Source organism: Candidatus Competibacteraceae bacterium (assembly GCA_016699715.1).
GTDB lineage: Bacteria > Pseudomonadota > Gammaproteobacteria > Competibacterales > Competibacteraceae > Competibacter.
The window spans coordinates 212,652-227,015 of sequence record CP065007.1; the positions used below are offsets into that span (position 1 = coordinate 212,652).

The 14,364-nt window shown below is 62.1% G+C and carries 14 protein-coding genes; 3 read left to right on the top strand and 11 right to left on the bottom strand.

Features of this window, described 5'->3' with window-relative positions:
- Positions 1-75: 75 nt before the first annotated feature.
- The 3 genes from IPM89_01005 to tgt are packed head-to-tail and all read right to left on the bottom strand — an operon-like array spanning position 76 to position 2,522.
- Positions 76-774, bottom strand: coding sequence for an S-adenosylmethionine-binding protein (locus tag IPM89_01005; GenBank protein ID QQS54484.1), 699 nt, complete (start codon positions 772-774; stop codon positions 76-78).
- Positions 758-1,348, bottom strand: a complete 591-nt coding sequence (locus tag IPM89_01010; protein QQS54485.1) for a restriction endonuclease — start codon at positions 1,346-1,348, stop codon at positions 758-760. The genes IPM89_01005 and IPM89_01010 overlap by 17 nt, the downstream gene beginning before the upstream one ends.
- A gap of 58 nt (positions 1,349-1,406) precedes the next feature.
- Complete coding sequence (gene tgt / locus IPM89_01015) at positions 1,407-2,522, bottom strand: tRNA guanosine(34) transglycosylase Tgt (GenBank protein ID QQS54486.1); 1,116 nt, start codon at positions 2,520-2,522, stop codon at positions 1,407-1,409.
- A 197-nt stretch (positions 2,523-2,719) separates the two neighbouring features.
- On the opposite strand from tgt, the gene IPM89_01020 reads away from it, so the two are divergent.
- Together IPM89_01020 and IPM89_01025 are read left to right on the top strand one after the other, a co-directional pair.
- Complete coding sequence (locus IPM89_01020) at positions 2,720-3,157, top strand: DUF192 domain-containing protein (protein QQS54487.1); 438 nt, start codon at positions 2,720-2,722, stop codon at positions 3,155-3,157.
- An 87-nt stretch (positions 3,158-3,244) separates the two neighbouring features.
- The gene (locus IPM89_01025; GenBank protein ID QQS54488.1) at positions 3,245-5,296 is read left to right on the top strand and encodes a glycogen debranching enzyme family protein; all 2,052 of its coding nucleotides are present in this window, start codon (positions 3,245-3,247) and stop codon (positions 5,294-5,296) included.
- Positions 5,297-5,366: 70 nt separating this feature from the next.
- On the opposite strand, the gene IPM89_01030 is transcribed toward IPM89_01025, so the two are convergent.
- The 7 genes from IPM89_01030 to IPM89_01060 all read right to left on the bottom strand — a co-directional run bounded on the left by IPM89_01030 (position 5,367) and on the right by IPM89_01060 (position 11,678).
- Entirely contained in the window at positions 5,367-7,217 is a 1,851-nt protein-coding gene (locus IPM89_01030) for a sodium:proton antiporter (GenBank protein ID QQS54489.1), read from the bottom strand.
- Positions 7,218-7,486: 269 nt separating this feature from the next.
- Positions 7,487-7,891, bottom strand: a complete 405-nt coding sequence (locus tag IPM89_01035; protein ID QQS54490.1) for a type II toxin-antitoxin system VapC family toxin — start codon at positions 7,889-7,891, stop codon at positions 7,487-7,489.
- Complete coding sequence (locus IPM89_01040; protein ID QQS54491.1) at positions 7,888-8,157, bottom strand: AbrB/MazE/SpoVT family DNA-binding domain-containing protein; 270 nt, start codon at positions 8,155-8,157, stop codon at positions 7,888-7,890. The genes IPM89_01035 and IPM89_01040 overlap by 4 nt, the downstream gene beginning before the upstream one ends.
- 10 nt (positions 8,158-8,167) lie before the next feature.
- Complete coding sequence (locus tag IPM89_01045) at positions 8,168-8,377, bottom strand: hypothetical protein (protein QQS54492.1); 210 nt, start codon at positions 8,375-8,377, stop codon at positions 8,168-8,170.
- Positions 8,374-8,733, bottom strand: a complete 360-nt coding sequence (gene avd, locus IPM89_01050) for a diversity-generating retroelement protein Avd (protein QQS54493.1) — start codon at positions 8,731-8,733, stop codon at positions 8,374-8,376. Before avd ends, IPM89_01045 begins: the two co-directional genes overlap by 4 nt.
- Positions 8,734-8,806: 73 nt before the next feature.
- Complete coding sequence (locus tag IPM89_01055) at positions 8,807-9,727, bottom strand: formylglycine-generating enzyme family protein (GenBank protein ID QQS54494.1); 921 nt, start codon at positions 9,725-9,727, stop codon at positions 8,807-8,809.
- Between the two features lie 31 nt (positions 9,728-9,758).
- Positions 9,759-11,678, bottom strand: coding sequence for a protein kinase (locus tag IPM89_01060; GenBank protein QQS54495.1), 1,920 nt, complete (start codon positions 11,676-11,678; stop codon positions 9,759-9,761).
- Between the two features lie 238 nt (positions 11,679-11,916).
- On the opposite strand from IPM89_01060, the gene IPM89_01065 reads away from it, so the two are divergent.
- Positions 11,917-12,861, top strand: a complete 945-nt coding sequence (locus IPM89_01065) for an Rpn family recombination-promoting nuclease/putative transposase (GenBank protein QQS54496.1) — start codon at positions 11,917-11,919, stop codon at positions 12,859-12,861.
- Positions 12,862-13,522: 661 nt separating this feature from the next.
- Here IPM89_01065 and IPM89_01070 read toward each other — a convergent pair.
- The gene (locus IPM89_01070; GenBank protein QQS54497.1) at positions 13,523-14,362 is read right to left on the bottom strand and encodes a hypothetical protein; all 840 of its coding nucleotides are present in this window, start codon (positions 14,360-14,362) and stop codon (positions 13,523-13,525) included.
- Between the last annotated feature and the right edge of the window lie 2 nt (positions 14,363-14,364).

Below are 14,364 nucleotides of genomic sequence, written 5' to 3' on the forward strand. Positions count from 1 at the left end.
GATTGACCTCTACACATCGCTTGGAGGTCTTGCGGGGATTGCGAGGACGCAATCCCCTTTTTTCTGGCCGCCGTTTCAGGATGGCCCGCGATATTGGCGCGGGACTTCGAGTAGGCGGATTTGCGGGTCTGCCCGCGGGTCCACATGCCCTTTCCGGAGCGCGATGCCGTTCAGCGAATTGGCCTCGACATCCTCGTTGCCCCACTGATCCCAACCGGGCCGGCGGAAGCGGGCGAACAATTCCAGGTAGGGGCCGGGCGAGCAGGATTCGATGATAGGGTAAATCTGATCGGGTTTGCGGGAATGCTCGCGTTTTTGCGAAATCAGCACGTTGGTTTGAGTCCGACCCGGTTGCAGCGTGCGCATGTGGCCGCGCACGCCGAACAGGATGAGTTCGGTGACGTTACGGAAGTAGAAGCCGACCCCCCGGCCGTCCGGGCCGCCGTCCTTGCGCACCTTGTACCAAACCAGGTTGGATTTGTAGGTGAAGCCCCAGCAACGCATGACTTCCAGCCCCTCGGCCAGCAGGGCGTTGGGAACCCACAGGTAGAGATGCGCGTTGGGGGCAAGAAGGGGTTTCACCGGGAGCGCGCACACCTCCTCCAGAGTCATCGTTGGGTAGCGCAGCAACCGTTGATGCTCCGGCGCCATCTTGCCGGTGCGATTCTGGAAACGCCAGGGCGGGTCGGCCAGGATGGTCGCATAGGTTCCGGCGACCTTGGCGGCTAAGTCCTGGGCGGCGGTTGTCTGGATGCTGTCAGCAGTCTTCTTCATACAATGAGCGCCTGATACCGAAAACCAGCAATGGACAACCCGCGCCGCCACCGCCCTGAATGCGCGGTAACAGCTTGGATATGTGTGTGGTCGAATTACCGTAGGATTTGCCTCTTCCCAAACTATTGAAGAGATCCTGGAGTTCGTCACAGCGAGTGATGATGATGCCAACCGAAATTACCCGGAGATCGAAAAGCAATCGGAAGTTATTCAAATCCCGGTCGTAGAATGGATCTTTGTTGTTCCATTCGATTTCCAAAGCGATCCGGTTCTTGAAGCAGTCAACTTCGTGTGTGGGTGAATCCAGTGACACTTGGTCAACGACAATTCGGGTATCGAAATTCTTCGGCATCCAGCCTTTTGCGGCAAGTTCGCTGTCGATCCAATTGGACACTTGGGATTTATTGCCACCGCCGATAACGATCCAGCTTTGTCTGAGCCGGAAGCGGGTCAATACATCAATCAATTCATTCAGTTCGACCGGAAAATCTTGAGCGAGAATGGCGCAGGCATGGCGCCATTCGTGGATTTCGTAGTTGGTTGTGATAAAGCTTGGCAAAATTTCCAGGGACATGGGGTCTCTTGGTTGAGAGCGTGGTGCGGAGACATTGGAGCCGTAGGCCAGCGTCGAATCATACCGGGTGAGCGCGCCCCAGACTACGTTTCTCGTGGAAAACCTCCACGAACCGCGCCAGCCGTTGTTCGGCGATGGCCGCTCGCAGCTCGCGCATCAGATCCAGGTAGTAGTACAGATTATGAATCGTGTTGAGCCGGGCGCCGAGAATCTCGTTGCACCGGTCCAGATGGCGCAGATAGGCACGGCTGTAGTGCCGGCAGGTGTAGCAGCCGCAGGTATCGTCCAGCGGTCGGGTGTCGGTTCGATATCGGCCGTTGCGGATACGGATATCGCCGTGATGGGTGAATAGATGGCCGTTGCGGGCGTTGCGGGTCGGCATCACGCAATCGAACAGATCCACGCCGCGGCACACCGCCTCGACGATATCTTCCGGCTTGCCGACGCCCATCAGGTAGCGCGGCGCGGCCTCCGGCAGCAGCGGCACGGTGCAGTCCAGCATCGCCAGTCGCTCCGCCAGTGGCTCGCCGACCGCCAGCCCGCCGATGGCGTAGCCGTCGAAGCCGATGTCGCGCAGCCCCTCGGCCGAGATACGGCGCAGGGGTGGGTACATGCCGCCCTGGACGATGCCGAACAAGGCGGCGGGATTGTCGTCGTGGGCGATCTTGCTGCGTCGCGCCCAGCGCAGCGACAGTTCCATGGACGTTCGCGCTTCGATTTCGGTGGCTGGGTAAGGGGTGCATTCGTCGAAGATCATCACGATGTCCGCGCCCAGCGCCCGCTGCACCGCCATCGACTCCTCCGGCCCCAGAAACACCATTCCGCCGTCCACCGGCGACCGGAATTTCACGCCGGCCTCGGTGATCTTGCGGATCGCCGCCAGGCTGAATACCTGGAAGCCACCGGAGTCGGTCAAAATCGGCCCGTCCCAGTGCATGAAGTCGTGCAGATCGCCGTGCTGTTCGATGATCGCCGTACCGGGGCGCAGCATGAGATGGAAGGTGTTGCCGAGGATGATCTCGGCGCCGGCGGCGCGCAGTTCCTCCGGGGTCATGGCCTTGACCGTGCCATAGGTGCCGACCGGCATGAAAGCCGGGGTTTCCACCGTGCCACGGGGGAAGGTCAACCGGCCACGGCGGGCGGCGCCATCGGTTTGCAGTCGCTGAAAGTGCATGGATATAGGGCGAACCGTGCGGTGGGATTGCGGGGCGCTTATCTTGGCGGCAAGGGGCTGGACTGGCAAGGCGTGTTGCGTCGGTTTACCGGAATCTCCAGAATCCGGGTTTACCGATGGCTCGATTGAGACGGCCGCTTCAGCGCCGCGAAGCCGGGCTTTTGCTCTTGTTCGAAGCATATAAGGTGAGATTCACGATGCAGCCTTACCGCAGTGCCATTCTCCTGTCATGCTGGCTGATCGCGCTGGTGGCCACGCCCACCTTCGCGCTCGACTCGCAACGGGTCACGGTCGGCCCGGCAACGTTTCAAGTCGAGATCGCGCAAACGCCGCAAGCGCGCGCGCGCGGCCTGATGTACCGCCGGGAGCTGCCGCGCGACCAGGGCATGCTGTTCGTGCAGTCGCCGGGTCCGGCGGTGTTCTGGATGAAAAACACCTATATTCCCCTGGATTTGCTGTATTTCGACGTTAATGGCTGGCTATCGCAGATCGAGGCCGACGTGCCGCCCTGCGCGACGCCGAACTGTCCATCGTATCCCAGCGATACCAGCGAGGTCCGCTATATCCTGGAGATCAACGCCGGCGAAGCGGCCCGGCGTGGCATCCGGGTCGGCGACCGGTTGCGAGTGGAATGAGCCGGCGGGATGGGCGTTGTTTTCCCTATGCCGGGTCTGGAACTTACTGCAAAATGTCGCGATTTTAGCCAACCGACGAGTGATCCCATGAACGGTGATATCCCGCGTTTCATTCGCTGCGGCCGGGCATTGTGCGGCGATCTTCCGCAGGCTGAGCGGCGCGAGTGGTGGCTGGCAAACGGCTTGGGCGGCTACGCCGCCGGCACCGTGGCCGGTACCCTGACTCGGCGCTACCACGGCCTGCTGGTGGCGCCGGTGCAACCGCCGCTCGGTCGCTGGCTGGTATTCGCCAAAGCCGACGCCACTCTGGTGGACCGGGACCGGGAAATCCCATTGTTCAGCAACCGCTGGGCCGGCATCGATATGGTCAGTCCGCGCGGCCATGTTCACCTCGAATCGTTCCACCTGGAAGGGCGGATGCCGGTCTGGCGTTTCGCGATCGGCGATATCGTGCTGGAGCAGTGCATCTGGCTGGAGCCGGGCGCCAACACCAGCTACGTTGCCTACCGGCTGGCGGCGGAGAGCACCGCCCGCGACCTGAAGCTGAAGGTTCGCCTGCTGGTGAACGGCCGCGACCATCACGTCAAAACCCGGATGAACGAGTTCCAGCCGGTGCTGGAGGCGCCCGATCCCGCGTCGCGGCGGGTGCGCACCCCGGATTTCACCCTGCGGTTGTGGATTCGCGACGGCGTTATGGTGGACGGCGCCAACTGGTTCGAGAATTACGACCTACCGGTCGAGCACGAACGCGGCCTGGCGCACCGCGACCATCATTTTTGCCTGGGAGAAGCGGTGCTGACCTTGCGTCCAGGCGTTTGGACCGGCGTCGTCGCCAGCCTGCACGAGGAGGTAGAACTCGATCTGGACGCGGCGCGGCGGCGATTTCTGGCGCGTGAAGCCCGCTTGCTGGAGCAGGCCACCACCCAGGTTCCCGAACTGCGACAGGCCCCGGACTGGGTCCGGCAACTGGTGCTGGCGGCGGACAGCTTCCTGGTTGCCCGACCATTGCCGGATTTGCCCGAGGGCGAGACGGTGATCGCCGGTTATCCCTGGTTCGGCGACTGGGGTCGCGACACCATGATCGCGCTGCCGGGGCTGACGCTGGCGACCGGTCGCTGTGATATTGCCCGCCGCATCCTGCTGACCTTCGCCCGTTTCGCCGATCGGGGCATGTTGCCCAATCTGTTTTCCGCCGAAGGCGAGCCGCTGGCTTACAATACCGCCGATGCCGCGCTGTGGTATGTCGAAGCCTGGCGGGCCTATCTGGAGGCGAGCGCCGACACCAAAACCCTGGCCGAGGTGTTTCCGGTCTTGCAGGAGATCGTCGCCTGGCATGTCGCCGGGACCCGCTACGGTATCGGCCAGGATGAGGTCGATGGCCTGTTGCGATGCGGCGAGCCGGGGACGCAGTTGACCTGGATGGATGCCAAGGTCGGCGACTGGGTGGTGACGCCGCGTATCGGCAAGCCGGTGGAAATCAATGCGCTTTGGTACAACGCCTTGCTCTGTCTGGCGAGCTTCGCCCGGCGCTTGCGGCAGTCGCCGACGCTATACGATGATCTGGCGGCGCAGGCGCGGATGGGATTCCGTCGCTTCGTCCGGCCCGACGGCGAAGGCTTGTTCGACGTGCTGGACGGACCCGACGGCAACGATTCGAGCATTCGCCCCAATCAGTTGCTGGCGGTCAGCCTGCCTCATAGTCCGCTCGATCCGGCGGTGCGGCAGGCGGTGGTGCGGGTCTGCGGTCGGGAGTTACTGACCTCCCATGGTCTGCGTTCCCTGGCGTCGTGCCATGCCGAATTCCGGCCCCATTACCTGGGCGACCCGATGGAACGGGACGGCGGCTACCATCAAGGGCCGGTTTGGGGTTGGCTGCTGGGGCACTACGCCTTGGCCGAATACCGGGTGCATGGCGACGCGGCGGCGGCGCAAGCCTGGCTGGAGCCGATCCGCGATCATCTGTTCGATGCCGGCCTGGGCACGGTCAGCGAAATCTTCGACGGCGCGCCGCCGCACCATCCGCGCGGCGCACCGGCCCAAGCCTGGTCGGTGGCTTGCGTGCTGGAGGCTTGGCAACGCTTGGAGCAGTTGCGGCCGCGGAAAGCAGCCTCTCGTTCGGAGCCGCCGACCGCCGCTTAATTCGAAACGAGTCGAAACGAGGCCGGTCGTTCACCGGGGTGGTTAACCGGCCTTCCCGCTGCTCTGCTCCTTAGCCGTTCTCCTTCCTGTCCTTGTTTTTAGCGTTGTCCTTGCCGTTGCCGCCGCGGTTCGGTTCCGCCGGTGGCAACAGACTGATCACGGTCCAGCCGGCCGCGGGTTGCAGCGTTTCCCGGGTCGAGAACACCCGGAGCTTGTCCTTGGGGTCGAGCGCGAACAGCGGAATGGCCTGCTCGCCCCATTTTTCGCGGAAGGCGGCAAAGTCGAAATTGGCGGTCAGCGGCGTGGCGCGGATGGTGTGGCCCTGATCCAGCCGGTCCTGCAGTCGGGCGAAGGTGACCTGCTCGCCGAACAACCGGGCGGTACGATAGGACGCAATCACCCGGTTGCGGTTGATGTTGTCCCGCTCCTCGTCCAGGCGCAGGGTGTAGATTTGGTCGGCCCCAAACAGCGGTCGGTAGTACAGGCCAGCGAGGGTATTGCGTTCCATCCACAGCGACATGGCCAGCAATTTGCCAATACCGGTGAGATCCAGATAGGTGTCCGCGTGTTCGGACATGACATTGCCGTGGTAGACGGGGATGCCGGCCATGCGGGTGGCGCGGAGATTCTGCCAGACCGGATCGGCCAGAATGACCGGAATCTCTCTTTCGTGCAGCGCCTTGGCTATCGCATGTCCGACTCGAGTGGCGCCCACCAGCAGCACCCCGCGCGGTGGTGGCGCCGCCAGTCCCAGCTTTTTCACCACGGCCTTGGCGGTGAGGCTTTGCAGGATGACCGTGACCAGAATGACCAAAAACGTCAGCGCCGCCAGGGTGCGGGCCTCGGCATGGCCCAGCCGTTCCAGTTGCAGGGCGAACAGCGCGGAGACCGCCGCCGCGACGATGCCGCGCGGGGCGATCCAGGCCAGTACCGCTTTTTGCCGCCAGTCGAGCTTCGAAGCAATGGCGGATAACCACACCGTAACGGGGCGGGCGACGAAGAGAATCGCCAACATCACGCCAAACGCGCCCCAGCCCATTCCGGCAAAGGCATGAGGATCGAGCCGCGCCGCCAGCACGATGAACAAAATCGAGATCAACAGCAGGGTGAGGGTTTCCTTGAAGTTGAGGATGTCCTCGATGATCAGATTTTGGGTGTTGGCCAGCCGCATGCCCATGACCGTCACCGCCAGCAGGCCGGATTCGGCGGCGAGGGCGTTGGACAAGGCGAACACGCTCAATACCAGCGCCAGACTGCCGATGCGGTGCAGGTATTCGGGCAGCAGTTGCCGGCGGATCAGGTTGGCGAGCAGCCAGGCGCCGGCCAGGCCGAGCAGGGCGCCCGCGACGATGTTGGCGCCGAACAGCAGCAGGGTATTCTGGATCTGATCCTGCTCGGAAATGGTGAACTCGAACACCAGCACCGCCAGCAAGGCGCCGATGGGGTCGATCAGGATGCCTTCCCAGCGCAGGATGCTGGCGATTTCACGCTGGGGACGAACGCTGCGCAGCAGCGGCGCCACCACGGTGGGGCCGGTGACGGTGACCAGCGCGCCGAACAGCAGGGCCATGGACCAGGGCAAATCCATGCACAGGCGGGTGGCGAGCGCGATGAGCAGCCAGTTGATCAGTGCGCCGAACGAAACCAGATTGCGGACCACGCGGGCCCGGCCACGGATTTCCGCGAAGCGCAGGGTCAGCGCGCCCTCGAACAGGATGACGGCGACGCCGAGCGAGACCATGGGGAACAGCAACTCGCCGAACAGGTGGTCGGGGTTGAGCCAGCCGGTGACCGGGCCGGCGATGATGCCAACGGCCAGCAGCGGCAAAATGGCGGGCAGACCCAGCCACCAGGCCAGCCATTGCGCGCCGACGCCGACCAGGAGGATGACGGCGATCGTCAGGGGAATGAGGTCGTGCATGAAGTTTTGCGAGGGGTGAGTTGGGAATAAATAAGCGTAACCGGTTTAGGGCCAGTTGCGCGGAGATTTATGTGGCGTTCGGAAGGAGCGTCCATGCAGGAGATTAGCAAGAAAGATGCCTGTTTTTGAGGACAAGCCGATTTCGGGGGGACTGGGAAGCTTTGGTGGTCAAGCCTGGTTTTTTTGTCGGCTTACTCCCATGGCAACGATTTTCTGAGTCAGGTTGGCGATATCGGAGATACAAAAGACAAGACTTGAGCCCGAATTGCTTATGTCCAATCAGCGCAGGAAAGCCCACTTACTCGTTCGAAGTGTGCCAGGTTGTGGGTGATCAGAGTTGCATTTGCCGTCAGGGCATGGGCTGCAATCATCGTGTCGTGATCGCCGATGGGTTGCCCGATCTGTTGCAGCGCCGCCCGCAAAGCCCCGTATTGGTCGGCGGCGGGGGCATCCCAGGGTAAGGTCACCACAAATTGCAGAAAGGCTTCGACGAGTATGGCCAGTCGGGTGGCTTCCGGGCGCAGCGCGATGCCAAAGCGCAATTCCGCCCGAGTGATGGCGGAAATGGCGGCCTGTCCGGGATTCAAGTCCCGCAAGCGGCGGTCCAGCGCCGGATGGTTGCCCTTGATGATGTAGCTACAGGTGTCGGTATCGAGCAGAAAACGGGAACTCATTCCCTCCACCCGACAAAAGGATCGCGGTCAACTGTTGGCGAGTCGCGTCGATCCAGCGAAAAACGCTCGATTTCATCCCGGTCCCCGGCCAGCATTTGGTCGCGTAGCGCCAGAAAATCCGTCCAGGATGCCGGGTGGATTGAGAGCACCACGTTGCCGGTGGCGGTATCGCGCCAGACAAATACTTCACTCGTGTCAAACCGAAACTCAGCGGGCAGGCGCACTGCCTGGCTTCCACCGTGCCGAAAGATCTTGGCGGTTTGCATAATGGGTTCCTTATCTGGTCATATAGATACATTTTATATCTATGATCATCATGCTGTCACTGAGCTGGGCCTTGCGCGGGTGCGGGCGCAACCGTTCCAGGGCCAGCTCGAAGGCGACCGCGCCGGCACTGCGGGATTTGCCGCGCCGGGCTTGTCGCCAAGCTCGCCACAGGTTATCGAAGGTGATGAGCTGCGGCCAGAGGTTGTGCAGTCGCTTCATGGGGCGGTTCGGGCGCGCAGCCAGCCGCCGATCTGCCGGCCGAGGTCGTCCATCAGCCGGGCGCCGTGTTCGTAGCGCTTGAGCGGGATGACGCGCAGTTCGTGGGCCAACCGCCACAGATGCCGTTCGACTTCCAGGGTGCGGTTGGCGGTGGCCAGCGCCGCCCGTTTCTCCCGGCTGTAGGCGGCTTCGACCAGCGCTTCCAGCACCCGCAGCAGGCCGCTTTCCAGCCGCTCGCCGAGGGTAAACCGCCGGGCGCGGGGGAACAAATCCAGTTGCGGGATCAGCCAGGCCAGCAACTCGTGGCAGGCTTGCACTGCCCGGGGGACCGCATCGCGCGCGTTTTCATCGGTCATTGTGGATAACTTTTCAAAAAATCGCCCGCGCTTCGCGCGGGGATAAAGGGTAAAAGATCAAAGATCTAAAGCGTTATAAGGATCTGGCGAGGCGGAACCCCATGGTGTTGTTGCGGCTGGTCGGCGTGTTCCCGAAGCGGGCGGCGGAAAGCACCCACGCGGGAGTGTGGAACCAGGAGCCGCCCCGCACCGCCAAGGGGCCGCCTGTATTACTATCGGCACATCGGATCTCCGCGCCGCCGTAGCTTTCATCATATGACGAGCAGGTCCATTCCCAGACGTTCCCGCTCATGTCATAAAGCCCGAAGCCATTGGCGGCTTTTTGACCCACCGGGTGGGTTCGGACACCACTGTTATCGCCGTGCCAAGCCAGCCGCTCGGGGTCGTTGCCACCACAGTAGCGTTGTCCTGTAACTCCACCTCGACAGGCGTATTCCCATTCGGCTTCGGTGGGGAGGCGGTAGTTCCGCCCCGTTCGGGCGTTGAGCTTTTGCAGATACGTCTGAATGTCGTTCCAGGTGACTTGTTCCACCGGGTAGTTGTCGCTGTCCTTGAAACGAGACGGGTTGTCGCCCATCACCGCCCGCCATCGCCCTTGGGTCACTTCGTAAACGCCGATCTCGAACGCCTCGACACAAACCCGGTGTTGGCGCTCGTCGCTCAATCGCCCCTCCTCCCAGTTCGGGCTGCCCATCTGGAAACACCCACCAGGGATGCGCACCATCTCGGGCACATCGACCCGGCTGGACATCACCGGCGTGGACACGGGATTAGGCGTGGGTTTCGACCTGGGTTTGGGCGCCGGTCTCGACCTGGGTTTGGGCGCCGGCTTCGTCACCGGCTTGGGGGTCGGGGGTGGTTTCTTCGTGGCTTCCCGCCGGTATTTTTCCATCAGCCGCCGCACCGCCTCCGGGTCCGGGTCCGCGCTCCACACTGGCAAAACCGTCAGCCCCAATACAATGCCCAATCCGATCCAAGGCCACCTGCTTTGCATCGTGATCTCCTTCGTATTCGTTGGTGGTGTCTTACCGTCCGCCGCTCAAGCGCGCTTGCAATGCCTGGTATGCGGGACTTTGCGGCTCCCATTGGCCCAGATCGTCCGCCACTCGCTTGGCCAGTGTCTCTTGGCCCTGCTCTAGAAAGGCCAGCGCCGCAGCCTGCATGAGCGTGGTCTGTTCCCGCCGGAACGCCTCCACCCGCCCTTCCCGATCCAATGCTTTCGCGTCCTCCAGAGCCCGCCGCGCCGCTTGCGTTTCTCGCGCTTCCAACAATTTTTTGGCCACCGCCAATTGGAGATCGAGTCGCTGCCGGCGGGCCATGCCTTCCGGGTCCGGGGGCGGCGTGGCGGGCGCGGGTGATTCCGCTGGCAATACGATCGACAGTTCTTGCACGCCCGCCACCAGATGGTGCCACGCCCGGTGGGTTCGATAGCCGGGGGCGCCGATTTCAAGATCGAAATCGCCCGGCGTCAGTTCAATCCCGTCCCGATACGCCGGGCCAATGTTCATGATGCGGATTTGAGCGGTCGCCGGCGTGGCCTTGACCGTCAGATAGGCGCGTGGCTCCACAATGGGCTCAGGTTCCACCACCGGCGGCGTCGCCGCAACCGGTGATGATTCGGCGACCGGCGGCGTCACGATCACTGGCGGCTTTGGCGAATCCGGCGAAGTTCTCAACCCAATCGACCACCCGCCCCACGCTATCAACCCGATCATGGCGATGACCACCGCCGCAACCCGCCAGTTCGGCTGGCCGGACCGTTCCAGAGTCGTTTTAGGCGGGGACGGCGCTTCTGGGAGCGGCTTCACCGGCCGTACCGGGACCGCTTTGGGCGGAATCGGCGGTTTTGGCGCGACTCGGGGCTGGGTCGGCGGTTCGGGCAGCGAGGTCGGACGCGGTTTGTCCTCTTCCGCCAGCACGGTTTCCAGGTGCTGCCTGAATGCTGTAATCGATTGCAGCCGCTGTTCCGGTTCCACCGCCAGCGCCCGAAGCAGGGCGGCGTCCAGCGCCGGCGGCAGGTCGGGGACAAAATGACGAGCCGGTTTCAGCAAGTCCGGTTGTTGCAGCAGTTCGGCCTCCTTCCGCTCCAGCGCCGACGGCACCCGATGCGCGGTCAGCATGAAGTACAGGGTGGCCGCGACGGCGTAGACGTCGGTCCATGGCCCTTGTCGGTTTAGATGACCTTGCAGGTATTGTTCGTAGGGGGCAAAGCCTTCGGAGAAGATCAGCAGGCTGCGGGTGTGGGTGCCGCTCACTTGCCGGGCCGAGCCGAAGTCCAGCAGGATCAGTTCGTCGTCCCGAGTCAGATACAGGTTGCCCGGTTTGATGTCCCGGTGCATGAAGCCGGCTTGATGCACTTTCTGCAAGCCGTCCAGCACCGGTAGCAGCAACTTGATCGCCCGTCGCCACGGCAAGCGGACTCCCGGTTGTCCTCTCCGGGGCGGTTTTAGATGCCGCCCCAGGTCCTCGCCCTCGTAGTAGTCCATGACCAGATAGGCGGTGTCGTTCAGTTCGAAGAAGTTCACGACCCGCACCAGATGCGGATGCCGTAATTGCGCGATCGTTTGCGCTTCCTGCAGGAAGGTGCGTAGTCCGTACTGGAACAGGTCTTCATGCTCGTGGGCGTTGAGCACCACCATCTTGCGATTGGTCGAGCGCCCGACAAATTCGCTGGGGTAGTATTCCTTGACCGCGACCTTCATCTTCAGGGTCATGTCGAAACCGCGATAGGTGATCCCGAATCCGCCCTGGCCCAGCTTTTCCCCGACCACGTAGCCCTTGAGTTGCGTCCCGACCGGCAGCAGCGCGGCGGATCGCCCCTCCAGACCGGCGCGGTAATGGCAAATCGGGCACACTCCGGCCGCGTCCCATTCGCGCGGGTGGAAACACCCCGGACAGGTCACCTCGACCGGCTGGACGCGGGTTTCTTCCGATGGCGCGGTCATGCGGCAAACTCCCTCGATAAATACGGTTGTACGATTATTGTATCAGGGCAATAGGATAGCGCCGTTTTCCAAGACGCTCGATGTGGGCGCTTCTTTTCGTTGCCGCGCGACGGCGACCCGGGGTGCGGGAACCGGGAAAATCGAACCCCTGACTACCCGCGCATCGCACTCGCCGCGTTGACCGAATTCGGTATGCCGGCGATACTGCGCCAACCCCACCGCTCGATCTGACCCGGCCATGTCCGTTCCGCATCCTCACGATGTCTTCGTTCGCGATTTCCTTGCCGATCTCGACCAAGCGAGGGCCTTCTTTCGTTTGCTCCTGCCGCCCGCTTTCCAAACCGAATTCAACCTTGACACGCTCGCCGCCGAACCGACCAGCCTGATCGACGAAACCCTCAACGAACTGCAATCCGACCTGTTGTTCTCGCTAACCACCCGTTCCGGCGAACTGCGTCAGTTGTACCTGCTGTTCGAGCACAAGTCTTATCTGGACCCGGGGCTACTCGCCCAACTACTCGGTTATCTGGGTCGTCTGTACGGCAAACAACCCGTCCGGACGCCGATCCTCCCGCTGGTGCTTTATCACGGCGCGGCGTCGTTCACTCTCCCACTCCGCTTCGGCGACGAGTTTGCCCTGACCGCCGCGCAACAGGCCCTGTTGCGGCCCTACCTGCCGGACTTCAGCTACCTGCTCTACGATCTGAGCGACTGGCAACCGCCCACCGAACCGCCGCTGGCGATTCAGTTGTTTATCGAAGCCCTGCGCAACGCCGCCAGCGGCGATCCCGAACGCACCCGACGCCTACTCGAACTGGCCGTTGGCCTGTATGGGGAACGCAACGGCGCGCGCATCGTCCATGCTTTACTGACCTACCTGTTCCATGTGACCCCGCTGGCCCCCGACGCCGTGCGCGGTCTGCTGACCCATTCCCGACCTGAGCTGGAGAACGCCATGCTTACCGCTGCGCAGCAACTTTACGAACGTGGCCATCGCGAGGGTGAAGCCAAACTGTTACGGGAGCTACTGGAGCACAAGTTCGGGGCGCTGCCGAAACGGATTCAGCAACGCCTGGCTGAGGCCGATGAAGCAGACTTGCGGACTTGGAGCCTGCGGCTGTTGAGCGCCGCCACCCTCGATGAGGTGTTCCCCAAAACGCCCCGGCGTCGCCCGTCGGCCTGATTCGTAGTCAAAAAAGCTCCTTGATCGTCGCCGTGCTCCAGTGTGGAAACCCGATCAAAAAGCCCAATCGCCGTCCGTCGCAAACCCGCCGCTACAGCCCAATTTTTCCACAAGCCTCACCATTCATCCCCCTCCCAGCGAGAGGGGGCCAGAGGGAGGAGTCCGAACGCTGCGGACGCCGACAAACTCCTTATACCGTTTCTGAATAGAATTGAGCTGTTAGCCCAGCATCCAGGCTCATTGTTGGGCAACGCTGCGCTTTTGCCCAACCTACGACCTACAGGCAATAGCGTAAAATCTATGCAGAATTGGTATTACCTAGCAGCCCCCAACGACGATGCTATAGTTCCCCGCCGATGTTATTGTTCAAAAATTACCGATGGCTCACAAACTTTACATCAAGACCCACGGTTGTCATACCAAACGCGTCTGAAAACCAGCAGTTACTTTAATGACAAGATATTGTTTTTAATAGATATTATTTTGTATCGACCTGCACATAATGAAGGATTCAAGAGGCATTTAGTATCAGATGAACGAGTACTACGGTAGCGGTCTCGACCCATAGCTCAGGCTCTTGCGGGTGGTCTTCGAAACCGCGACGCTGGAGCGTCTGGACCTGCTCCCACGCCGGAGCGTGGGAGCCAGATGAACTCCATCTCTACTTCGCTGGTGGTTCTGGTGGAACCATGATCATGGTCACCAATTCGCTCATCTTAAACAGAATGGTGTCGATATCCTTGCCCTGGATCTGGCCGCTGCGCAGCAGGGAAGCCGTCTTGGTATCGATCAGCCGCGCCGTGACGGTGATCAGGTCGCCCAGCTTGTACACGCCACCGGTCACCACGGCATCCACCCCATACAGCCGCCCCAGTTCGGCGGCGGTCTTGGGATCGAGTAGGCCGGTGGAGCCGAATTCCTGAGCTTTGGCGATCTTGGCCGCCGCCGACAACGGCAAGCGATCTTTCAAGGTAAAGCGGCCGGTGTTGGCGATCGCCGACATCATCACATCGGCGATGATCGCCCCGGCCTGTTCAATCAGGCCGCCGCGCATCGCGAATTCGACCACCGTTACTGTCATCGGCCAGCTAAGTGGTCGTTCTATAACCTGTTCCACGGCTGGGGACGCCACTGGCACAGTTGTTATTTTTGATGTCTGCGGTATTGGTTCCGATTTCAACCGCGCCCGCGCCATCCGGGCGTACTGCCCCTTCGGATAATCGGCTAGATATGCCTCGAAACACGCCGCCGTTCCGCAGTTCTCCGCCGATTTCCAGGCTTCACGATCGTAATTCACCGTCGGCTTCTTGGGCGTGGGCTTGGGGGCCGGCTTGGCCGTAGATTTGTGGGCCGGTGGGTGTTTCTCCGCCTCGGCTTCCCGCCGGTACTTTTCCATGAGCCGCCGCACCGCCTCCGGGTCCGGGTCCGCGCTCCATGCCGGCCAGTGGCTCAGCCCCAATACAATCCCCAGTCCGATCCAATGCCACCTGCTTTGCATCATGT

Bases quoted from the DNA above. Each gene is read 5' to 3' on its own strand.
- IPM89_01005 (QQS54484.1), bottom strand. From the start codon at position 774: ATGAAGAAGACTGCTGACAGCATCCAGACAACCGCCGCCCAGGACTTA.
- IPM89_01010 (QQS54485.1), bottom strand. From the start codon at position 1,348: ATGTCCCTGGAAATTTTGCCAAGCTTTATCACAACCAACTACGAAATC.
- tgt (QQS54486.1), bottom strand. From the start codon at position 2,522: ATGCACTTTCAGCGACTGCAAACCGATGGCGCCGCCCGCCGTGGCCGG.
- IPM89_01020 (QQS54487.1), top strand. From the start codon at position 2,720: ATGCAGCCTTACCGCAGTGCCATTCTCCTGTCATGCTGGCTGATCGCG.
- IPM89_01025 (QQS54488.1), top strand. From the start codon at position 3,245: ATGAACGGTGATATCCCGCGTTTCATTCGCTGCGGCCGGGCATTGTGC.
- IPM89_01030 (QQS54489.1), bottom strand. From the start codon at position 7,217: ATGCACGACCTCATTCCCCTGACGATCGCCGTCATCCTCCTGGTCGGC.
- IPM89_01035 (QQS54490.1), bottom strand. From the start codon at position 7,891: ATGAGTTCCCGTTTTCTGCTCGATACCGACACCTGTAGCTACATCATC.
- IPM89_01040 (QQS54491.1), bottom strand. From the start codon at position 8,157: ATGCAAACCGCCAAGATCTTTCGGCACGGTGGAAGCCAGGCAGTGCGC.
- IPM89_01045 (QQS54492.1), bottom strand. From the start codon at position 8,377: ATGAAGCGACTGCACAACCTCTGGCCGCAGCTCATCACCTTCGATAAC.
- avd (QQS54493.1), bottom strand. From the start codon at position 8,733: ATGACCGATGAAAACGCGCGCGATGCGGTCCCCCGGGCAGTGCAAGCC.
- IPM89_01055 (QQS54494.1), bottom strand. From the start codon at position 9,727: ATGCAAAGCAGGTGGCCTTGGATCGGATTGGGCATTGTATTGGGGCTG.
- IPM89_01060 (QQS54495.1), bottom strand. From the start codon at position 11,678: ATGACCGCGCCATCGGAAGAAACCCGCGTCCAGCCGGTCGAGGTGACC.
- IPM89_01065 (QQS54496.1), top strand. From the start codon at position 11,917: ATGTCCGTTCCGCATCCTCACGATGTCTTCGTTCGCGATTTCCTTGCC.
- IPM89_01070 (QQS54497.1), bottom strand. From the start codon at position 14,362: ATGATGCAAAGCAGGTGGCATTGGATCGGACTGGGGATTGTATTGGGG.